This is a genomic window from Kitasatospora sp. P5_F3, assembly GCF_054049135.1.
In genome coordinates this window covers 1-20637 of record NZ_JBFUMY010000010.1, presented here as the reverse complement: position 1 = coordinate 20637, position 20637 = coordinate 1, and the positions used below count along the sequence as shown (strand labels likewise).

The window sequence follows — 20637 nt, the reverse complement described above, 5'->3', positions numbered from 1 at the left end:
TCGGTCGGGAGCCAGTACTCTGGTCTCCGACGCGAAGGGGGTGAGGTGAAGTGGCGTCAAAGGGTCCAAGCAGCAGGCCAGTTGGCTCGCCGCGCCGCCCGAAGCTGCTCGGCCCGCTCGGGGTGGTGACCTGGGTGTCTGGCGCGGTCTCCCTGACGATGGCGCTGACGTACTTCGCGGTGTGGCGAAACGGCATCGTGTTTGATCTCGGAGCAGTTGCCGCGTCCGTGTCGCTCCTCGCATCGGGGGCCTTCAACCGCGTTCTCACCCGACCGCGGGACCCTGGCGGGGTTGTGTACGTCCAGACCGACGGGTCGACGGTTGAGGTTCTCGTGGCGTCGGCGGGGCGGGCGAAGTACGACCCTCCTTGCTGGGTGTATGAGCGGGAGGATTTCGGCGAGTCGCCCGTGGTCGACTACAGCGGCAACGGGGTCTGGATACGGACCACCGCCAGGGAGCTGCCGTCGGAGGAGAACTCCTCGGTGGTGGTTCCGACTGTGCCTGTCGGCCTTGAGGCCGAGGAGGCTGCGCATCACCTGAACGACCGGATGGGGGCACTGTTCGAACGGCTTGGCCCGCCGCCGGACGCGACGCCGGATGACGGCACGTGGGGTGTCGACGATCCCCCGCCTGGGGCAGCGCCGGACGAGCCGCAGTTCGATGACAGTGATCTCCGGGAGAGGACAGTGCGGTGGTGACGCGGAGCGAGGGCCAGCAGGCGGGGCAGATGAGCGCGCTGGAGTACGCCCGCCAGTGGTCGAAGCTGCCCGCCGCCCACTTCAAGATCGCCATGGGGGCGTTGGAGAAGGAGATGGAGCGCGAGCACGCCGAGCGAATGCGAGCCCTGGAGCTACAGGGACTGGCTGAGCAGCGGAAGCACCGCGCCGAGCTGACCGGGATGGCGATCGGCGGGACGCTGTCGCTTGGCTCGCTGGCGCTGACCGGGATCCTCGCGCAGAGCCACCCGCTAATCGCGGGGATTACCGGCTTCGGCGGATCCGCAACCCTGGTGACGCTGGTCGCGATGTTCGTGCTCAAGCGGTCGCCGTCCACCGCCGACCTGAAGCTGCTGTCCCGTCAGCAGGCTCCGATTCCGACCCAGCAGCCCGCTGCCGCTGCCCCGCCGACGGATCCGGCCGCGATCACCCAGCCGTAGAAGGAGCCCGTGCACGTGCTTGACTCCACGCCGTCGAAGGACAACGAGCCTGCGTCCTTCGTTGAGAGCACGAAGGCCCTGTACGCGAAGCACAAGCCGAAGGTGGCGGTCGCGGCTGGGGTGGTCGGCGGCTTGGCCCTGACTGCTCTTGCTCGGGCTCTGATGCAGCCGGCCGGCGAGGTCGACGCCGACGACCCGCGGGGGCAGGTCAGGGCGCAGGCGGCTCCGCCGGTCGGGCAGGTGGTTATCGACCCCGACCGCGACCCGTTCCTGCGGAGGCTCCGGGCTGGCCACCGGGCCAGCCCGGAGGCCAGGCAGCGGTACAGGGAGTTGACAGGCGGGAAGGAGCTGCCGGACGGGTACACCGTGGTTCGCCGTTTCCTGCGCCCCGACGATCCCGACGTGTAGGTCGGTCATCGGCCGACCGCTTCGACGCCGGAGACGAGGCCGGCCTCGGGGTGCTGATGAAGGTGGGTGCCCAGCCGACGGTGATGAACTTCGCAGCCGGGATTCGATCCCTGGGGTTCCGACGGACTGACGCCGTCGTTCGCAATCTGCAGCTGCTGCTTCATCGAGTTCGGCCATAAGGACGCCTCGAACGCGGGGGTCATGACCGCGCGAGCTGCATGGATCGAGGCCAGCTGCCCTTGGCGCGGATCGGTGAGCGAACGACCGGCGGGGTGGGATCCCCAGGTGCAACTGGTCGACAGCTTGAGGCAGTCGTAAGGCTAGTTTCGGGCTGGACATCCGAGCCGTGAATGCCTCCCATCCTCTTGAGGCCACATGCGCACGAATCGGACATCCCTCGCCAACGCCGAGGCCCTGGCTTGCGGAGACCAAGCCCAGTTCGCCCCAACTGCTGCACTTATAACCTTTGGCTACAAGTTCGAGGCAGAATCCTTAGGTCGGGCATCAATGAACCGTGGGGTGACGGTGTATCCAGACTGCCGCTCGTAGGCAGCACAGGTGTCCACGACGAGTTTGAGCCGATTTTCGGAGAAGTCCGAGTCAGTGAATCCAACGCATACATAATACGCACTGGCGATTCGTTCGCTGACCATATATTGGGGAAGCTGTGCTTCTGCACCCTGCTGCAATTTCCGGCTATTAAGGAGCTTGACCTCGATGAGTGCGCGGCGCTTCCAGCCAGCGGAGAACTTGAAGTCGACCGGCCCGCGCCCAACGTTTGCCTCGCGGCTGACGTCCACGTCCGAGACCTCGCACAGCGGTATCCACAGTTGCCCCGCGACGGCCTGAACGATCTTCTCCTTGCGGGGCTTGGTGAGCTCGTCGTTCCACAGGACTCGCCACAAGTCGCTGTGCTCCACCGAGTGCTGGAAGCGGTCGATCAGACTGCCCAGCCAGGCGTGGAAGTCTCCCTGTCCCGGTTGTCTGAGCGGCCGATCTGCTTCTGCGCGGCCCGCAGTGCGGCCCGCTTCGTACCACCCAACCAAAAGGTCCCGGTCGGCGCCAACATCGTAGGGTCTGGGGTCGGCGGCCTCGGCTACCTCATCGACAAAAGTGAAGGCGATGTCGGGCCGATAACGTGCCAACCTTCGTCCGCGCTCGGTGCGGACGGCGTGACTGACGTCCTCGGCAAGGTCGAAATTGAGGTCATCACGCAGAACCTGGTTGACGTTCGACTCCGCCCAGCTATAGAAGCCATTGGCGGTGATTCGCTGGGGAATATCCTGAAGGAATCGCTCAGGAGCCAGGAGCACTGCTCCTCGGGTGACGGGACTAGTCGGAAGGTGGAACCGGGCATCGGTCCACCGGGCGGATCTTGCACTCCACCCGGCATTGCGGATGCTGATGGCCTCGGCAGTCACCCCATGCCGTGCGCAGATCTGCTGGGTGTAGGTAATAAAATGGGACTTGAGGATGTTGCAGAAAATGTCGCTGATCCGATCAACTCCCAGGCCGGGCACGAAGAGCGCGAACATTTCCACATAGTCCATCTGACGGTCCAGGACGTGGCCGATCACGTCGAGGGACTCGGCCATCTGCTCGGCGTAGAACTCATCTGTACCTGACCCGAACGGTGACCCCATGGCTAGCCCGAGCGCGAACTCCTTGGGCTCGGGGAACGTCAGTAGCCTCACGGCTTTCGCCCATGCGGGGCCGTGCCGACCGCCATCCTGGTGGATCAGATCGCGGCAGGTAGCGAAGAACCGCACCACACTGTCACGCGCATCTGCGAACGCGGGAGCCTCGTCCTCGAAGACCAAAAGTGGATCGACGTACAGCGGGGTGTCCTCGCCCAGCACCGGGTCGAACCAGTCGTCCTCGGCTCCTCGCGTGATGCCGACCAACTCGCTGTATCTCATGCCGTACCTTGCATCCCTTTCAAGATCGATATGAGCTGATCCACCAGATTTGACCGCTGGGCCCCGCAGCTTCGATCCTCCGCTTCTGTTCCGGCTGCTGCACCACCAGTGGCAACACCTGCCCAGCGACTCCCCAGGAGACAGGCTGCTGGGGAAACGGCTGGCTGGCCTCTCAGGTCCCCTGGGAGGCGAATTGGTCTCCGCGCAGTTCGGGGTAGCTCAGCCGGGGGCCGGGGCCCGCTGCGCGTCGACCTGGGATCGCCGGCGACAGGAAGCCGCGGTCACGGGCAGCCTTGATCCAGTCCTTGACCGTCGGCACCGGCCGATCGAAGTGCTCAGCAAGGCGTGCAGTCAGCCCGGGACCCCGAACAGCTTCGTTCAGATAGGCGTGCGCAACCCGGCGAAGCAGCTCGTCCTCTAGCAGGGGCCGGCCCCGCTTTCCGGGTCGCGAAAGCCTGTTGGCGTTTGCCAAGGCCGATGCCGAGGTGGGGTCCGGCGTGCAGTTGGGCCCCGGCCCTCCGAAGATGGTGATGCCGTCCTGTTCCCAGGAACGGTCGGCGAGCTCGGCCTGGGCCCGGGCGATGATCTGCCCGAGCGGGATGCGACGAAGGACATCACTGGTAATGGGCGCCTTGACAGGGCGTGTTGACTCTTCGTCGTCCCCATCAGTCTGCTCGTCGCGGTGTCCCGGTCCGACGAAGTCACCCCAGTCGTCCCAGTAGCCCCAGCCTGGTCGCCACAGTTCGAGCTCGACCACCCCGAGACCGGAACCTTCGTTGGCGAGGATCCCGTACACCGTGACGGGCAGATCTGCGGCATCGTAGAGGAAGTCGGCTACGTAGCCTTCGCCGCGCTCGCGTTCCTTGATGAACAGAACCAGGCGCGGACCGGGTTCGGCATCGCCAAGAACAGCCTGCCCCTGGTTCAGGAAGGCTCCCCAGGGCTCCATCGCGGTGCATATCAGCGACGACTTCCACAGGTCGATCTGCTGCGACCCCCGCGAGTACTCGTACGAGCGGTCACGGACGTGCCGATGGTCGGGCCTGAGTCTGAGCTCGTTCTCGGGGGCGTCAGGGTTGACGTAGTCATCCGGCGTGAACTGCGGCTTGGGCATGCACCTACGTTAGGACCCCCGGTTCGCTAGGCGGAGGAATTAAGCGGATGAGTTGGTACGCGGGGAAATTCATCCGGCCCCTCACGCCCTCACGCCGAGCACGACGCCACCAACTGACGCTTCGTCACTCGGATCAACCTTCGGGCGGCGTTCTATGATCAGGCAACGCGCGAGTGTCTCAGCATGGCGGCCTGGACAGGTCGCGTGGCGTCACTCTGCCCGGTCAGGTCTCATCGCGCGCGTGACCGCGTGGACTGTGCAGGGGAATTACGGAGGCGCCGTGGGCTGCGAGCTCCTGCCGCAGGAGTGTGTTGTCATGGTGGAGGGCACCGATGGCGGTGCCGGGCCGCTTCCAGGCGCCTTTGCAGAGTGGTGCATTCTCGGGTCTTGTCCGCCAACTTCTTTCGCAGTTCCCGGATTTCCTCATCCCGACGAGCCTCGCTGGGTGGCGTGCTGCCGTGCTTGGCCACATGGGTGCCCCAGTCCTTCAGGATGGAGTGAGCGCGGTTCATCGTGGCCCGGCTGACCTCGGCCTCCAGCGCGCCGGAGCAACACCAGCCGCTGCTTGCAGTGGCGCAACGGGCGTTCCGGTTCCGAGATGGAGATCTGCTCGTCAGCAGCGCCATCCGGATCGCGGAGGCCACGCATGCTTCCTGAACCGGGGAGCCTGGTGTCAGCCTACTGACGCTCGGCACTGCCGCCGTCGAACTACTGAACTTGAATTCGTGATGTCGGTCTGAGGATGGTCAGCCGTCCATGATCAGGCCGGTGGTGGTGAGGCAGGCGTCGATGAGGTGAGGGCGGTACTGGATCTTCTTCAGGCCGCGTCTGACGGCTCGGGCGAGCTGGTCGAGGTCGGCGGCGGCGAGGTTGCCGATGGTGCGCTTGACCAGCGACCAGATGCCCTCTTGCGGGTTGAGGTCAGGTGCGTACGAGGGGAGTTGGAAGACGGTCAGCCAGTCCTGGTTCGCCTGGATGAACTCCTGCATCGGCGGCATCAGGTGGGCGCGCAGGATCCCACACGAGAACGATCGGGCCGCCGAGCTGGATGTGCGCGCGGATGAGCAGGTCCCGGTAGTCCTGCCAGGTCAGGCCCTTCTTCTCGCCCTTGCGGCCTCGGTAGACGTGGAAGCTGTAGAACATCCGGGAGCGCCTGCCGGGCTTGTAGCAGCTCAGCCCCGCCATCGAGACCCGGCCGGCTCCCCGGCCCCGCACCCGCACCACCGGCGTGCAGCCGAGCCTGCCCCAGGTCCTGGCACGCGGCGGCCTCATCGACTGCCCGGCTTCGTCCTCGAAGACGAGCCAGGCCCCGCGGGCCGCCGCGGCGCTTTTACCCGCGGCCACGTGTCCTTCTTCCACAACTCCACTGCCGCATCGTCGCGTTCGATGGCCCGGCGGGCCGGCTGCTGCCAGGACCAGCCGTGGCGCTTGAGCAGGACCCAGGTGCCCTCCACGGTGTAGGAGACGTGGAACAGTCGGCTGATCAGCGTCTTCACCCGTGCCAGGGTCCACCGCTGGTCCTCCCAGCCGTGGGCCAGCGGCCCACGCTCCAACTCCCGCTCCAGTCGCGCGATCTGGGCGGCGGACAGTTTCGAACGACCGGGTGAGCCCTTCGAAGCCACACCTGCCGCACCGCCCTCGCGCCACTGCCGGCGCCAGCGCTCCACCGAACGCACGCTCACCCGCAGACCGGCCGCGATCTCCCGGTTCTTCTCGCCGCCCTCGAAGCGTTCCACGGCCTGCTGCCGGATCCGCTCCCGCGCGGCCCTCTCCGCGTCGGTCAGACCGCCGCCCTGTGCATACCTCACAGCACATGACTACCGGGACCGTCCCTCCGCCGGCAGGCGAACGCTACTGCTTCACCCATCCGAGCGACATCACGCATTCAACTTCAGTAGCTGGCCCCATATACCGGCCACCCCTGCCCACCAAGACAACTACTGGCGGCGTCCCGACGGCAACAGCGAGTTGACTGTGTTGGTGGAATAGGTCGTCGGTCCGGGCAAGCCCGGACCGTTCACGTAGTTCTCACTCCACACGCTCACCGTCCCGATACATACCCGGCTCAGGCGGTGGCACGTCGGTCACGGTGTAACCGAAGAAGAACCCGTCCTCGCCGGGCCGTCCAACAGTGATCAGTCCAACCTCTGGGTTCACGGTGGACTCAACGCATCGGTCATCCAGACGATGCGGGGTCACCGAGAACCGACGGTCCGGGCCACCGTGCAGCTTGTTCAGCTCAAACATCGCGAACGCCTCATCCCCCATAGGGAAGTCAGCCGGCCGCCCGCCGCGATAGGCGAGGAAACGTGCGAGGTACATCTCTAGCGCCGCCTTGCCCGTCGGCGTACCCAGAACGGTGGTGCGGGCCTTCACAACGAGCGACCGGGGGATCGGCCCGACCTTGCCGTCGAAGATCTTGTGGCACGAATTGCAGAGGACGACAAGGTTCGTCCAACGGTGGAACTCTCGCTTGGCCTCTTCCTTGGTGCTACGACCCCGTCGCCTCTCGGGCCACGGAGCGATGTGCGCGTGGTCCAGGAGCGTTCGACGTACCGCCTCGGGGAACTGGCTCAAGATCGAGTGCCAAGCATGCAAACCTCTCAGCGTCTCGACGGATTCCGCGCTGGACGACTCCCCAAGGTCGGCGAGGAGCCCCGGATCACACAAGTCGAGGTGGCTGAGCGCGCAGCTCTGATCTTCCAATACCTCAAGTGCCGCCTTCAGCGGTCCCGGGAGACCGACCGGCCGGGACCAGCCCGCATCCGCCCCGCTCGCCCCAACCCCTTGTTCGCTCATCCCGCCATGTTCCCAGGTGCCTCCGACTCCGGTCCCCGGGGTGTATGGGAGTCGGGCCCCATCCCATTGGTCAGACCGGCGTAGGGCGAGGACAAGCGGCATGGGGGTCGGCAGCCCGCCCCGGCGGCGGACCACACCGGCTGGCCCATCCGCAAAAACAGGTGCCATCTGTCACTCATGCGGTTCTCCGATCATGCAGCCGCCGAGTCGCTGCTCGTGGGCGTTCGGGCTCCATGCTCCTCCAGGGCGGGGCCCGTGGGCTCGCCGTTTTCCGAAGTCGCTCGCCACCCCGGCCGACGCCGTTCGCTGAGGTGGGTGACCTGCCGATGGAGCTGGTCAGGCCCCTGCGTGCTGCAGCGGCCTCCAGGTGACGCCGGTGATCATCACCATGCGGAAACGCGCCTCGTCGGCGTTGGACCGGCCAGGGTGGGCGCCTTCGGGGTGGGAGATGTCCCAGGCCCCCTGCAGGAGACGGCCCCAGTTCTCGGGCACGACCTTCTTCTGATCAACCATCCAGTTGACGGCGCCGCCCTTCTGGGTGCCCTGGTAGGCATAGGCGTTGGCGACTTCGAGGATCACCGCTTCGAGCATGGGCCGGAGCGCGCCGTTGCTCGCCTCGTAGTTGTGGTGGCCGAGGTTGTCGACCGCCTGCTTGTAGTGGTTGAGAGCGACGTCGTAGCCAGCGGCGTCGAGCTGGGCCTCCAGGGCAGTGATCTCCTCGGCCATCTCCGTGCCCGGGGCCTCGGTCGGGCAGATGTGATAGACGACCGGACCCATGTCGAACTCGGTCCGTCCGAATGGACCGTCGTCCTTCCGGACGGTCGGGTCCTCCCACTGCAGGTCGTAGCCGTCCGCGCGGAGCGCGTCCCTGAGCTGGAACAAGAGACTCTCGGGACCGTGCGAGTTGGGGTTCGAGAAGTGATAGCTCAGTTGGGGGAGGGACGAAGCGAGGGGCCGATGTCCAGCCTGGTAATGCCCTGGGCAGCCTCCAGCTCTGCCAGCAGCTTCCTGTCCTCCAGGGTGAGCCGCATGATCTGGGCGCGGCGATGGCCGGGTGCTGGGTGAGATCCCGGTTCCGCCGCTTCAGCTTCGCGTTCCGGGCGATGAAGGTGTCGTAGCGGGTCGGCCGGCCTTGACTCTGCCGGGGGCGGTGGCGTCGAGCGCATGGTGGCGACCCGTTGGGCGAGGTCTGGGGAAGTGGCGCCGGAACGTGGCGTTGCTCATCAAGAACCGGCGGGCCAGGACGAGGACGCTGGGGCGGGTGCCGTTGTCGTCGGCCTGCCGTAGGAGCTCTTCGAGGGCGGCGCCGCAGGCCCAAGGATGTCCAGCTCGCGGTCCTCCACCCGGACGAGTCCACTGATCCCCATGCGCATCCCCTGATTGACCTGTTGTGGAATTGCACCGTACCCGGTGCCACCGACGGCTGCTGCCCTGACCAGACGAACGGGCAGATCGCCGGTCAGCCTGCCACTGGTGGTCCGATGCTCAGCGGATCCGCGGGCCCTGCCGGTCCTGCTGCTGTGGGGGCTGGATGGGCTGCTGGACGACGGGGCGCTGGACCGGTGCCTCGACGGGGCGCTGGTCTGTGGTTGTGGTCCGTCGCGGCGAGGTGGTGCGGGCCTTGGCGGCGGGCTGGCCGCCGCGCTGTTGGAGCTGTTCGCGGTGGGCTTGGCGTTCGGCCTGGCGGCCGGCTCGGCGACGCTCGGCGAGGGTCGGTTGGCGGCGCTCCTCGATCTGGGGCTGCTGGGGCTGGACGGCTTCGGTGGTGAGTTGGCGGCGCTCGGCGAGCACCGTGCTGACGTGTTCGGCGACGTGCTGCTGTGCCAGGGCGGCGTCGTCCAGGCGCGGGAGGTTGGTGAGCCAGGTGGCGCCGGTGCGGGTGGCGACGGTCCGCAGGATCTCGGCCTGGTCCGCCTCGGGCAGCGCTCGGTAGACGTCAGCGGCGAGCTGGCGGAGGGCCTTCTGGTCGGCGTACGTGGTGGTGACGGCTGGGGTGGTCGGGGTGGTGGCGATGCGCCGGGCGGTGATCGCGGCTTCGGTGGCGTGCCAGAAGGCGTCGTGGCCGGTGCGGCCTTCCTCGATGTAGGGGCCGGCGGGCTGGGCGGCGTTGTCGTCGGTGACCTTGTACTGGTCCCGGTAGGCGGCGACGACAGCGAGCTGCTGCTGCCACTGGGCGCGCAGGGTGGGATCGGCCGGGCCGTCTCCGAGGGTTCGGCTCCACTCCGGGCGGTTCTCCAGTACGCGGTCGGCGAGTGCCGAGACGCGGGTGGAGATCAGTGCGGTGCTCTCGGTGAGGTAGCCGTGGTGGTCCAGGTTGGCCGTGGTGGAGCGCGGGACGGCGCTGATCCAGGCCGGGAGGTCGGCGCGACCGGATGCGGCACGGGTGTTGGCGAGGGCCTGCTGCTGGGCGTGCAGGAGGAGTTCGGGTAGGGCCGGGCGGCCGGTCACCTGGGAGAGGGCGGACTCCGCGGTGGTGCCGGTGTTCTCGATGGTCTTGAGGGTCCAGGCGAGGGTGCGCCACAGCTCCGTTTCGGCGCTATCGGTCGGCTGCCCCGTGGTGGCCGGGGCCTCGGTGGCGAGGTGGCGACCGACGCGCCAGGCGAGGACCTGACTCAGGCTGTCGGCACCGGTGAGCGTGCGGTGTTCGGCGACCTGGCGCAGCAGGGCGGCGGGTTCGTGGCCCGCGGTCTCGGCGCGGCGCAGGGCCGTGGTGAGGGCGGGCCAGGTGTTCTCGCCCCGGGCGCGGGTGGCGTACTCGGTGCCGAGGACGTCGGCGACGAGGGCCTGGTGGCGGAGGGCTTGGGGGGCCTGCTGGTGGTTCTCGGGGATGCCGTCGGTGGCCAGCGTTGTGCGGGCGGCGCGGGTCAGGGCGGTGACCGGGTCGCTGGTGTTGGTGGTCTGGGTGGCGGCGGTAGTGAGCAGGGTGGTGGTGTCGCGGCCGGTGCGGTCGGCGGCGGCCAGAGCGCCGGCGAGGTGGGGCCACTGCGGGTGGACGGTGACCTTGTCGGTGCTGGTGTTGAGCGCGGTGGCGGTGGCGGTGGCGTAGCGGTTGAGGGTTTCGGCGGAGACGTGCGGGTGCGCGTCGGGGGCTTGTGCGGCGGTGGGGGCGATGCGCAGGGCGGCAGGTTCGGCGGTCGCGGTCTGGGGGTCGAGCCGGTGGGCGGGCAGGTTGGTGAGCTGCGCGACCAGGGCGGCGTAGCGGGTGGTGTCGGCGGTGGTCGGGGCGTTGAGGTGGGCGGGGGCGAGGCGGTCTTCGGTGATGGTGTTCAGGCGCCAGGCGAGGGCCTGGGCCGGGGAGTCTGCGGTGGCGAGGTCGCCGCGCCAGGTGGCGGCGGCGATCAGCCGCTCGGGCTGCCAGCCGGCGGCTTCGGCGCCTCGCAGGGCACGGACGACGGCGGTCATCGCGTCGTCGGTGGTGATCTGCTCGGCGAGGGCGGGGCCGAGGAGTCGGTGGATCAGCTGGTGGTAGTAGGGGGTGGTCAGGGTCTCGATGGCGTGCTGGTGGCGGGGGGCCAGCGTGGCCAGTGAGACGGCGGTTTCCTGGGCGCCTCGGATGGCGTCGGTGGCGGAGAACTGGGCACCCTCGCGGCCCAGAACGCGCTCCAGGACCTCGCGGGCGGCGAAGGAGTCGGGGTCGTTCTTGGGCTGGTCGAGCTGCTCGTCGGTCTCGAACGGCAGCAGTTCGTGGGTGGCGGTGTAGATGGTGGTCTTGTGGCGGGCACGGCTGAGCTGGACGTACAGCTCCTCGCGGGTCATGTCCTCGGTGACCAGCGGGTGCGCGGTGTCCACGGTGCCGCCCTGGGAGCGCATGATCGTGGAGGCGTAGAGCAGCTGGACGCCTGCGGCGACGTACTCGGCGGGCAGAGTGAGGCGTCCGCGGTGCTCCATGTGGCGGACCGTGAGCGAGCCGTCCTCGTAGCGCCGAAGGACCTGCCAGGCGTCGCCGTTCTTGACGAAGTCGCGGCCCCGGTTGGTGGTGATCTTGCGGTTGTTGTCGCGGGTGACGATCCAGTCGCCCTTGCCCGCGCGGTTGCCGTCGCGCAGCAGGACACCGTCGGTGTCGACCTGGCCAGCGGCCACGCGGTCCTCGCGGGCACGCGCCGACAGGGCGGTGACATCGGTGCCGACGCGGGCACTGATCAGGGTGGTGCGGCCCGCGAGCATGTCGGACTTCCAGCCCTGGTAGGCGGCTTCGGTCATCGCGGTGAGCGAGCCGCTGACGACCCGGTTGCTGGCGAAGTAGAAGTCCAGGCCGCCGCCGTCGCCGACGCGGATCTTGAGGGTGGCGGCGGCCTCCGCCTTGTCGCTGAACCGGTGGAGCTCGGTGAGCTCGACGGCACCGGCTTCGGCAGCGATCAGGCGCAGCGCGCCACCGGATTCGACGGAGGCGAGCTGGCGGTAGTCGCCGAGCAGGCGCACGGTCGCGCCGCGTTCGGCGGCAATGCGGGTGAGGTTGTCCAGGTTGAGAGTGCCCGCCATTCCGGCCTCGTCCACCAGGACCACGTCGCCCGGGTTCAGCGCGAAGCCGGCTCGGTTGTCGGGCACCGGCTGGCCCGTCCGGAGGCGGCCCGCGTACGTGCCGCGCGTGTACTCCCACAGGAACTTGTGGACGTTCTCGGCGGGCTGCTTGAGGTCGCGGGCGAGGACGGCGGCGGCTGCGGCGGAGGTGGCGAGCGGGACGACGCGCTGGCCGGCCTGGGCGGCGACGTGGACGTACGCCTGCATGGCGGTGGTCTTGCCGGAGCCGGCCGGTCCGAGGCCGACCGAGAGCAGTCGGGTGTCGGTGGCGAAGGCAGTGACGAGGGCGCGCTGGCCTTCGTCCAGGGCGCGGTTGCGGGCCTCGAAGCCGTCGATCGCGGCGCCGACAAACGCGGCGGACAGTCCGGCGGTGACGGGGGTGGTGGCGGCGGTGACCAGGCGACGCTCGGCGTCCAGGATGGTGCTGCTGGTGTACCGGGCGGAGGCGTGCTGGACGAAGATGGAGTCGCCGTTGGAGCGACGCAGCTCCTCGGGCTCGCTCAGCAGGGCCGGGGCGTCGACGCGGATACTGTGCGCCGGGGAGATCGCTTCGGTGACGATCGCCTCGACCAGCTGCTGGTGCTCGGTGGTGCTGGTGGTGGGGTGCTCGGAGCGGGCCAAGCGCTCGGCGTGAGCACGCAGGTTCCACACCGTCCACACCGCCCGTTCCTCGGCGGCAGCGTGCAGCACAGCGCTCGCCAGAGTCGGGATCTCGACCGGCTTCGGCTCATCCTGCGAGGTGGCGACCGAGGCGGTTCCGGGCGCGGGAACGACGGCCATCACGCGCTGGATGACGCCCTCACCGTGGGCGGTGGTGACGGTGTGGGTCCAGTCGGCGCGCATGTCCGCCAAGGAGCGGGCGGCCTTCTTACCCTCGCGGGTGTCAAGGTTCGCCTGGCGGGCCAGCTTGTGCGAGGTACCCCGGGAGGGGTCGTGGCCATGCTCGCGCCGGTACTCGCTCAGCAGTTGCTCGTAGCGGGCCTCGATCTCCGTCCGACGGGAGGAGAAGTGCGCGATCACCTCGGTCGGCACGCCAACGATCTCGCGCACCGGCTGCCGCTTGGTGACGGAGTCCTCGCGGGCCTCGAACGTAACGCCCAGCCGGGCGGTCAGCTCGGTCTCGAAGCGGCTGTTGTAGAACTCGGAGGTGGCCACGGTCATCGCCAGCAGGCCGCGGGCGTCCAACGAGCGCCACTTGCCGTCGATGCCCTGGATCTTGTTCGCGACGGCGACGTGGGTGTGCAAGTTGGGGTCGCCGGCCCGGGAGTCGAAATGGTCGAACGCGACCGCGACCAGACCCTTGGTCTCGATCTGGGCCTGGCCGGTGCTGCCGGTGCGGGTGAACGCGGCGTGCTCCTCCAACAGCTCCAGCGCGGCGTCGCGGGCGGCCTCGTGAGCCGCCCGTACGGCGGCGCGGACCTCCTCCCGCTCGTCCAGCGCCCACAACACCGCAGCGGACTTCACCGGGGCGAAGACCAGATCGAAACCCGCAACGGCGGCACGCTGACGGGTGGACTCCTCGTGCTGGACCTTCTTGATCTCCTCGCGGCTGGGCTCGCGGCGGGCCTGCTTCTCGACGATGGCCAGACGTGCCGCGACACGCTCGGCGAACGGGTCGAGCGGCTTGTACTCGGGGTACTTGCGGCCGAGGGTCGCGGCCTTGATCGCGTCGGCGCGAACGGCCTTGAGCTGCTCGTCGTCCATGTCGGCCCGCACGTTGGCGGCCAGGTGCTCGGCGATAATCCGCTCGGCATCCGGGTGCTGCCCGAGGCCAAACAACGCCTGCATCTGCTTCTCGGTGACGGTGGCACCGTCGAGCCCGAGCAGGGGCGTACCGCGTCCGAGCCAGATGCCCGGCGGGTTGCCCTTCTGGGTGTAGTAGTCGGCTGCCGACTGTCCCCGCTGACGCTGTACGTCGCCGCCCGCGACCTGGCGCGTCAGGTAGGTGTAGCCGTTGCCTGCGGTGAGCTTGTGGATGGTCATCAACGCGACCACCCCCAGCTTTCCGAGCCCTGGATGAGGGTAGGCGTGGCGGCTATTCGAGCCGCCGATTCACCTGCCTCATCAAATGCCATACGGGCACTTTAGCCCCGCGCAGCGGACCATGCTCAGAATATCTGCAAGAGGTGTCTTGATGGCTTGGTGGTGCTGGCAGATGGCCAGCTTAGGACGCTCGCTGCGTTGAACTTGTGACGTGCGCCTCGGTTTTCATATCGGAATCTCTCGACGTTTATCGACGTTTATCGAGAGGGATTCAAAGGGGTTTGTGACTTAAGCCTTTTCAGCTATGTTCAATGCATGAGCGGACGAATTTCGGCGTCGCGGGCCAGTGCGGCTCGGACGGCGCAGCAGGCAAAGGCAGCGCGGGACGCGGAGCGTCTCCGGCGCGAGCGGCAGGTGGAGTCGGCGCTGACCGACTACTACGAGCAGACGGGGAGGGCGGAGCAACTGCGGGCGAGCGCGAGCACTCGGGCGGCGAAGATCCTGGCGGACGCGGAGACAGCGGCGCAGGAGCCGGAGCGGCTGGCGAACTTGGCCGTCGTGAGGCTCCACGATCTGGGTGAGCCGCGTGATCAGATCGCGGAGCTGACGGGGCTGATGCTTGCGGAGGTACGGGCGGTCCTGGCGGAGGCGGCCAGCTGCGGGAAGCCGAAGGCTGATGAACGGAGTACCGCAGCGGCCCATGATGGTCGGCAGCGCCGTCGTGGTGTTCGGTGGCTACTGGCCGGCCGGGGGGTTCCAGAAGGCGTCGAAGGCCCGGGGGTCGTAGCGCTTGCCGTCCTCGGTGTCGGCAGGGTGCGGCACGGGCTGGCCGGCCTTCTGCGCGCGGCTGATCCGCTGGCTGATCGCGCTGATGGTGACGCCGTAGTGCTTGGCCAGCTCGGTCGCCGTTCGGTGGGGCCCCGCGAGCCACGCACGGTGTTCGACGCTGCCCTTGGGGTCGTAGCCGAATTCGAGCAGTGTGGCGGCCTGTTCGAGGGTCGGCTTCCCCTTGGCGGGGAGGTAGCCGAGTTCGACCAGGACGGTGGTCTGCTCGGTGGTGAGCGGGCCCGAGGCGGGCAGGTAGCCGAGCTGCCAGAGCAGCGGCAGCAGGGTGGCGGCGGGCCACACCCGGGAGCGGCCGACCTTGCCGCTGCTGAGGTCGGCGATCTCGGGGCGGCGGACCAGGGTCTTGACGGCTTCTTTGGTGCGGCCGGTCAGCCGCTCGATCATGGCGGTGGTGAGCACGTCGAGCACCGGTGTGGTGGTCGGAGCTTCGGCCGGGGCCGGGGCCGGAACTTCCGTTGTGCCGCGAGGGCCGGTGCGGCGGGACCGCCGGCCGAGCCACTGCTTGACCTCGCCCCAGTTGTAGGTGCCGAGTGCGTCGGCGGTGGGGAACGGGTCGGCGCTGTTCTTGTAGTTGGTGGGCAGCGGGCTGACGGCGGCGCGCTTGGCACCGGTTCGGTTCGCGATCTCGGTGATGGTGACGCGGTCGCTGTCGGCCCCCGGGAGTTCCGCCACGTCGATCCGAGCGGCCTGGTTGTCGCGCATCCACGCGGCGCACGCCTCGCGCGGGTACCGCTGCTCGTGGTGGTCGCCGGGCTCGTCGGGGGCGGGCCACCCCGGCTCCTTGGTGAGGCGCCGGACGGTGGACTCGGACAGGCCGGTCGTGGTGACGATGTCGGCGACGCTGAGGCTGTCGGTGGTGGCGCCGGCCAACCGTTCGGCGAGTGTCGGGGCGGGGGCCATCGGCTGGTCTCCTCGGGGTGGATGTTCAAGGGGCGAGCGCTTCCCCGGCTCGACATGTACTAGTTTACGGATGCGAGGTAGCGGTCTTTCGGGATCGGTCTTCGTGGGAGGGGGTCAGCGGCTTGCCCAAGCCGGCCCATCGAGGTCGGTACGGTTTCGGCCGTGCCGCTGGCCCCCGACTTCCGCTTCGGTCGCGCGGCGAGCGCGACCGAAGACGTGAGGTCGGCCTGGTGGTGCAGTCGTTCCCACCACGCCCCGAACGCCGGTCGTTCCTTGTCGGTGACCCCGGCCGGTGCGAGGGCCAGTGCCATCTCGATCGCGGGGTACCCGCTGGTGCGGGGGATGATCTCGGACCGGGTGATCCCGTACTGGTCGGTGACGGCTCCCCCATCGGTGAGGGACGCCAGCGCGGCGGCGGCCTCGGCCCGGCTGCCGGTGAACCTGGTGCGTACGCTGCGCCAGGCGGCGCCCTTCGCGGCGGGGTCGTCGCGGCGGGAGTGGATGATCCTCCGGACCTCGTAGACGCTCCAGTGCTGCCGTCGCAGGTGCTCCTCGAACTCGCCGAGGACGCCGGCCAGTCCGTGCCTGCGGGCGAGCTCCTGGGCGGAGGCGGTGCCGTAGAGCTTCGAGCGCGGGTTGAGGGCCATCGCGGTGTATTCCAGGGCGAGGGCCTGGGCACCGACCGCTGGTTCGGCCCGCCAGCGTTCGATCAGTTCGGCCCGCCCGTGGCGGCCGGCCGAGAACGGGCAGTACCCGCACGCGCTCCTCGACCACGGTTCGCCGAAGGTGTCGAGCAGGTACTGCTCGCACTGGTGGCGATCCCATCCCCACTCGTCGATCAGCGGGTACTCGGGGCGGCGGCCGATGGCGGTGAAGCCCTCGTCGCGCTCGGCCCGGCGCAGTTCCTCTGCGGCGAAGCCGAGGATGTGCCGGAAGGGTCGGCCGCCGAACTCGTCGCCCAGCCACCCGTCGAGCACGGCGCCTTTCGCGTGCAAGCTGCACAGCCGGCGTTTGGCCGCGATCTGGGGGACGGTGCCGCTGGCCCGGAGTTCATCGGACAGTCGCCACGGCCCGCGCGTAATCAGTCGTCGCGGGGTGCGGGAGTCGTCCAGCACGGTGTATCCGCCGCGCTGGCTGGTCCGGCTGATCTGGACGAAGCGTGTGCCGGTGTCGCGCAGCAGCGGCAGCAGGTGCTGCTCGGTGAGCCTGCGGGTGATGTCCGGTTCGTCGCCGGTCATCGCGGTGAGCACGGTCAGCTGGTCGAGGGGGAAGTTCCGGCTGGCCGGTTCGGTGAGCCAGCGGAGGGCGATGGCAGTGCTGTCCACTCCCATGCCGAAGCTGAGGACGACCGGCAGGCCGGCTGCAGCCGGTGCGGGGTCGGTACGGATCATGCGGCGCACACTCCCGTACGGTGCGGGAGCGTACGAGGGTCGGCCCCGCACGAGCGCAGGGCCCGTACGGGGCTGGGCTCCTCACGCTCGGCGGCTTCGATGATCCGGGCCATCGACAGGTCGCGGCGGAAGGGCTGGCCGATCTCGTCCTCGACCAGGGCGTAGTCGAGTGCGGTGTCCGGTGCCATTCGTGCGGCGGTGATGAGGGCGTTGCGTCCGGCGAACGGGCACAGTTTGCAGGACAGGCGGTCGAGTCGCCGGTAGACGGGGTGGGGCGGGATGCCGCTGGCCCGTACGGTCTTCCACACGGCGTCGGTGCTGAGCTGGTGGACGGGCAGCCAGGTGGTGATCTGGCGCCGTCCGGAGCCGGCCGCGCGGTCAGGGGCGACGGCCGGGCGGCGGGCCCGTACGGTGCTCTCGGTGGCGCGCAGTCCGAGGGCAGTGACGATGTGCGCGGGGCGGCCGGTGACGCCGAGTCGGGTGGTCAGCTCGGTGTAGTACTTCCTGGCCACGTCCCGCTTCAAGTACGAACGGCAGAAGGGGGTGCCGGGGCCGGGCCAGCGGCCCCGGGCTCGGACCAGGTCGAGCAGGCCGCCGCGCGCGCGGCGGCGGACCTCGAAGGGCAGTCCGTACGCGGCGGCCTGCTCGGCAGCAAGGGCCGGGACTCCCTCCCACTCGGCGCTGCCGAGGTCGAGGTGGAACACAGTGGTGCGTTCCAGCATCTCGTCGGTGGCGCTGGTGGCCCACAGGTGGAGCATCGCGGCGCTGTCCTTGCCCGCACTGTTGTTCAGCACATAGGCGTCGGCGTCACGCAGCTGCGGCGGTATGTGGAGGGTGGTGCTCATGTGCAGGTTCCTCGTACGGGTTGGGTGCGGGCCGGGAGGTGGGGGTGAGAGGCCGGCCGTCGGCGTCCTGGGACGTACGGACCGGGTTGAGGGGCCACGGTTCGGCCGTACGGTCGGAGGGCTCCTGGACGGGGTCGGCCTCGGCGCGGCCGTGGTGAAGCGTGCGGGCTTCGCCTACGCGCTTCTCGCACCACGACCGGCTGTAGCCGGTCGTGCGGAGCAGCTCGTCGTAGTCCGGTTTCCACTGCGGATCGGCGCGCAGCGCGGCCAGCAGCTCGGTCATGACGCGCAGCTTGGTCGGCCGTTCCGTCGGTGACTGCGGGGCTGGCTGCTCGTCGGGGTGGGCGGCCTCGATGGCGGCGGCGGGTTCGACGGGGGCTTGGTCCTGGAGCCGGTCGTCCGCCGGGGCCAGTGACTGGTCCGGGTCGGCGTGGGGTGGCAGGGGGTGGCCGTCGGAAGCGGCTCGTTGCTCGTCGGTGCCGGGGTCGGCGGGTTGGGGCTGTGCCGGAGCGGCCTGCGGGCCGGAGGGGCGGGACTCGATGATTCCGGCGGCGGCGAGGAAGGCGAGGGAGGGCCAGGCGGCCATCACGTATCCCCAGGCTGTGGACTGGGCGACGGCCAGGTTGGCGGCCAGACTCATGACGACGCCGAGCACCAGGACACCGCGGGGCCAGCGGGCGGGTTGTCCGTGGCGCTTGCGGCGGCGGATCTCGGAGACGGAGCCGAGGGCCATCAGCTCGACGGACACGGCGATGGCGTAGGCCACCCACCCGGTCTGGCCAGCCGCGGTGGCGGTCTGGACGACGTGGGTGAAGCTGACGGCGAAGCTCGCAACGCCGAGGATGCCGACGGTGATGTCGGCGGTGAGTGCGTCCCTGTCGAGGAGAGTTTGGGGCGGGTGCGGTGCGGGCTGCGCGGGTGTGTCATCGCGGGCCGCGCTGCCGGTGCGGGTCGGGGTCACGTGGTCGTGTTCTCTCGGGTTTCGTGGGCAGGTCGCGGTCCGGTTGCCCTCCGGGCGGCGCCTGTTGGTGGGTCGGGGTGGGGGCCTGGTGTCAGTGGGTGGTGCGCAGGTGTCGGCGGCGTTCGTCGTCCACGTAGCCCTTGCCGGGGGACTCGATCGACCACTCGCGGCACGTGCACGCGGCCTTGGAGTACGCGCGGCCGGGGCATCCCTCAACGAGTGGTGTGCCGCTGGTGGTGTGCCGGTGCTCGGGAGGGCACGGGGTGCCGTCGGTGTGATGGTCGGTGCGGGGTGCGGTGAACGTGGCTTCGGGGGCGGTGTCCGTGGGCCGGCTGGCTCGGAGCGGGCCCGGCATCCCACCGATACCCATGCGGCTGAGCGCCTCCTGCTCGGCGTGCCACTCGGCTTCGGGCTGGGCGTCGCCGACCACCAGGGGCTCGGTGTGGTCGAACCAGGTCTTCCGGTCGGCCTGGACGATGCGCTCGGCTTCGGCCTCGGCGGCCTCGGAGGTGGGCGCGAGCACGGGCACCACGTGCACGTTGATGACGTCGACGGCGACGATGTACTGGGGCATGCTGCTGACTCCTGCGCTGCTCGGGTGAGGGGGGCTGGTCGCGGTGCGCTCACAGGTGTCCGTGCCCGCGCCGGGGCAAGTCAGGACTCGCCGGTGCCGGTCAGGTTCTCCCAGTGGCTGCCGTTCCAGAACTGGGTCGCGGCGGCCGGGGTGAGCGGTAGGCCGAGGGCTTCGCGCAGGCGGCGGCGGTCGTCGGTGGTGGCGGGTGTCGGGATGGTGCCGCTGATGGCGGTGCTGCCGTCGGGGCCGACTTCGCGGAGCAGGGTGCGGCCGTGGAGCGCCTGTGCGCGGAGCGAGCGGCTGACGTTGAACTCTTCGATCAGCAGGTCCAGCAGCAGGGAGAGGCCGACCTGCTTGCCGTTCAGCCGGCAGGCGTCGGCGAACCGGGCGATGTCGGCCATCGGGAAGTCCCCGTGGGGCACGAACTCCGTGGCGTCCCCGTCGCCGTAGTTCTGGGCGGTGCCGATCTTGTGGCCTGCGTGGCTGAGTGCAGCCAGGAAGGGGGTTCCGCGGAGCAGTACCAACTCCTGGCAGCTGGTGATCTCGTAGCGGGGCTGGTCGGGGGTCTGGAGCCCGGTGTGGGGCAAGGTGCGCACGTGGTTCTCCTGGTGGTGCGTCAAGGGTGAAGGTAGGCAGCAGGAAGTGCCACGCGGGGTCCATGGCGCGGATGCCGAGCGATTCGAGTTCGTGGGCCTCATCGGCGTCGGGGAGGGTCTGGGCGACGGACGTCACGGCGTGCAGGACTCCACCGGCGGACAGGTCCGCGCCCTGGATGAAGTGGGCGAAGATGTCGGCCCGGCGCTCCCTGCCGGGGGCCGCCCGGCTTCGCGCTGGGCAGCCGGGGCTTCGGTCAGCCGGGCCGGTCCGCCTCGGCGGCGGTGTCCGTCAGCTCGCGGATGGCGGCTTCGATGCCGATGGTCGTCCGGTGGAGCTGCTCGCGGGCCTTGGCCGCGCGATCCTCGTAGAGCCTGTAGGTGGGCTCTCCCGGTATCGCGGCTGAGCTGTGGTGGCCGGGCCGGGCCGCCCGGCCACAGTGGGCCGGGCGGCGGGGCGGTCACAGGGAGGCGGCCAGCTCCATGGCGCGGATGCCGAGCGATTCGAGTTCGTGGGCCTCATCGGCGTCGGGGAGGGTCTGGGCGACGGACGTCACGGCGTGCAGGACTCCACCGGCGGACAGGTCCGCGCCCTGGATGAAGTGGGCGAAGATGTCGGCCCGGCGCTCC

General features: G+C 69.3%; 15 protein-coding genes and 1 pseudogene. 3 read left to right on the top strand and 13 right to left on the bottom strand.

What is annotated here, in order from left to right:
- The first annotated feature begins 134 nt into the window (after window positions 1-134).
- From ACXJMZ_RS08215 to ACXJMZ_RS08205, 3 genes are read left to right on the top strand one after another with little or no spacing between them, the layout of a single operon-like run.
- The gene (locus ACXJMZ_RS08215; RefSeq protein WP_457029303.1) at window positions 135-698 is read left to right on the top strand and encodes a hypothetical protein; all 564 of its coding nucleotides are present in this window, start codon (window positions 135-137) and stop codon (window positions 696-698) included.
- 29 nt (window positions 699-727) lie between these two features.
- The gene (locus ACXJMZ_RS08210) at window positions 728-1156 is read left to right on the top strand and encodes a hypothetical protein (RefSeq protein ID WP_457029302.1); all 429 of its coding nucleotides are present in this window, start codon (window positions 728-730) and stop codon (window positions 1154-1156) included.
- 15 nt (window positions 1157-1171) lie between these two features.
- Window positions 1172-1564, top strand: a complete 393-nt coding sequence (locus ACXJMZ_RS08205) for a hypothetical protein (protein ID WP_457029301.1) — start codon at window positions 1172-1174, stop codon at window positions 1562-1564.
- A 5-nt stretch (window positions 1565-1569) separates the two neighbouring features.
- Here ACXJMZ_RS08205 and ACXJMZ_RS08200 read toward each other — a convergent pair whose 3' ends face one another.
- The 13 genes and pseudogenes from ACXJMZ_RS08200 to ACXJMZ_RS08140 form a co-directional block, all read right to left on the bottom strand.
- On the bottom strand, window positions 1570-1728 hold the full coding sequence (locus ACXJMZ_RS08200; protein WP_457029300.1) for a hypothetical protein: 159 nt from the start codon (window positions 1726-1728) through the stop codon (window positions 1570-1572).
- A 306-nt stretch (window positions 1729-2034) separates the two neighbouring features.
- On the bottom strand, window positions 2035-3483 hold the full coding sequence (locus ACXJMZ_RS08195; RefSeq protein WP_457029299.1) for a hypothetical protein: 1449 nt from the start codon (window positions 3481-3483) through the stop codon (window positions 2035-2037).
- A 172-nt stretch (window positions 3484-3655) separates the two neighbouring features.
- On the bottom strand, window positions 3656-4597 hold the full coding sequence (locus tag ACXJMZ_RS08190) for a hypothetical protein (protein WP_457029298.1): 942 nt from the start codon (window positions 4595-4597) through the stop codon (window positions 3656-3658).
- A gap of 746 nt (window positions 4598-5343) precedes the next feature.
- Window positions 5344-6405 (bottom strand): annotated as a pseudogene (locus tag ACXJMZ_RS08185) (IS630 family transposase).
- 220 nt (window positions 6406-6625) lie between these two features.
- A complete protein-coding gene (locus ACXJMZ_RS08180) occupies window positions 6626-7396 on the bottom strand; it encodes an HNH endonuclease (RefSeq protein ID WP_457029297.1) in 771 nt (256 codons plus the stop codon).
- 336 nt (window positions 7397-7732) lie between these two features.
- A complete protein-coding gene (locus ACXJMZ_RS08175; protein ID WP_457029296.1) occupies window positions 7733-8278 on the bottom strand; it encodes a hypothetical protein in 546 nt (181 codons plus the stop codon).
- Between the two features lie 603 nt (window positions 8279-8881).
- Window positions 8882-13897 (bottom strand): MobF family relaxase, encoded by a 5016-nt coding sequence (gene mobF, locus ACXJMZ_RS08170; RefSeq protein ID WP_457029295.1) that lies wholly within the window; start codon window positions 13895-13897, stop codon window positions 8882-8884.
- A gap of 735 nt (window positions 13898-14632) precedes the next feature.
- Window positions 14633-15643, bottom strand: coding sequence for a helix-turn-helix transcriptional regulator (locus ACXJMZ_RS08165; RefSeq protein WP_457029294.1), 1011 nt, complete (start codon window positions 15641-15643; stop codon window positions 14633-14635).
- Window positions 15644-15702: 59 nt separating this feature from the next.
- Complete coding sequence (locus tag ACXJMZ_RS08160) at window positions 15703-17034, bottom strand: hypothetical protein (protein WP_457029293.1); 1332 nt, start codon at window positions 17032-17034, stop codon at window positions 15703-15705.
- Entirely contained in the window at window positions 17031-17879 is an 849-nt protein-coding gene (locus tag ACXJMZ_RS08155; protein WP_457029292.1) for a phosphoadenosine phosphosulfate reductase domain-containing protein, read from the bottom strand. The genes ACXJMZ_RS08160 and ACXJMZ_RS08155 overlap by 4 nt, the downstream gene beginning before the upstream one ends.
- On the bottom strand, window positions 17842-18840 hold the full coding sequence (locus tag ACXJMZ_RS08150; RefSeq protein WP_457029291.1) for a DUF2637 domain-containing protein: 999 nt from the start codon (window positions 18838-18840) through the stop codon (window positions 17842-17844). Before ACXJMZ_RS08150 ends, ACXJMZ_RS08155 begins: the two co-directional genes overlap by 38 nt.
- 91 nt (window positions 18841-18931) lie before the next feature.
- Complete coding sequence (locus ACXJMZ_RS08145) at window positions 18932-19414, bottom strand: hypothetical protein (protein ID WP_457029290.1); 483 nt, start codon at window positions 19412-19414, stop codon at window positions 18932-18934.
- 80 nt (window positions 19415-19494) lie between these two features.
- Complete coding sequence (locus tag ACXJMZ_RS08140; protein WP_457029289.1) at window positions 19495-20010, bottom strand: hypothetical protein; 516 nt, start codon at window positions 20008-20010, stop codon at window positions 19495-19497.
- Window positions 20011-20637 lie beyond the last annotated feature (627 nt).

Excerpts from the sequence above, each read along its gene's own strand:
- ACXJMZ_RS08210 (WP_457029302.1), top strand. The coding sequence starts at position 728 with ATGAGCGCGCTGGAGTACGCCCGCCAGTGGTCGAAGCTGCCCGCCGCC.
- ACXJMZ_RS08200 (WP_457029300.1), bottom strand. The coding sequence starts at position 1,728 with ATGAAGCAGCAGCTGCAGATTGCGAACGACGGCGTCAGTCCGTCGGAA.
- ACXJMZ_RS08195 (WP_457029299.1), bottom strand. The coding sequence starts at position 3,483 with ATGAGATACAGCGAGTTGGTCGGCATCACGCGAGGAGCCGAGGACGAC.
- ACXJMZ_RS08190 (WP_457029298.1), bottom strand. The coding sequence starts at position 4,597 with ATGCCCAAGCCGCAGTTCACGCCGGATGACTACGTCAACCCTGACGCC.
- ACXJMZ_RS08180 (WP_457029297.1), bottom strand. The coding sequence starts at position 7,396 with ATGAGCGAACAAGGGGTTGGGGCGAGCGGGGCGGATGCGGGCTGGTCC.
- mobF (WP_457029295.1), bottom strand. The coding sequence starts at position 13,897 with ATGACCATCCACAAGCTCACCGCAGGCAACGGCTACACCTACCTGACG.
- ACXJMZ_RS08165 (WP_457029294.1), bottom strand. The coding sequence starts at position 15,643 with ATGGCCCCCGCCCCGACACTCGCCGAACGGTTGGCCGGCGCCACCACC.
- ACXJMZ_RS08160 (WP_457029293.1), bottom strand. The coding sequence starts at position 17,034 with ATGATCCGTACCGACCCCGCACCGGCTGCAGCCGGCCTGCCGGTCGTC.
- ACXJMZ_RS08155 (WP_457029292.1), bottom strand. The coding sequence starts at position 17,879 with ATGAGCACCACCCTCCACATACCGCCGCAGCTGCGTGACGCCGACGCC.
- ACXJMZ_RS08145 (WP_457029290.1), bottom strand. The coding sequence starts at position 19,414 with ATGCCCCAGTACATCGTCGCCGTCGACGTCATCAACGTGCACGTGGTG.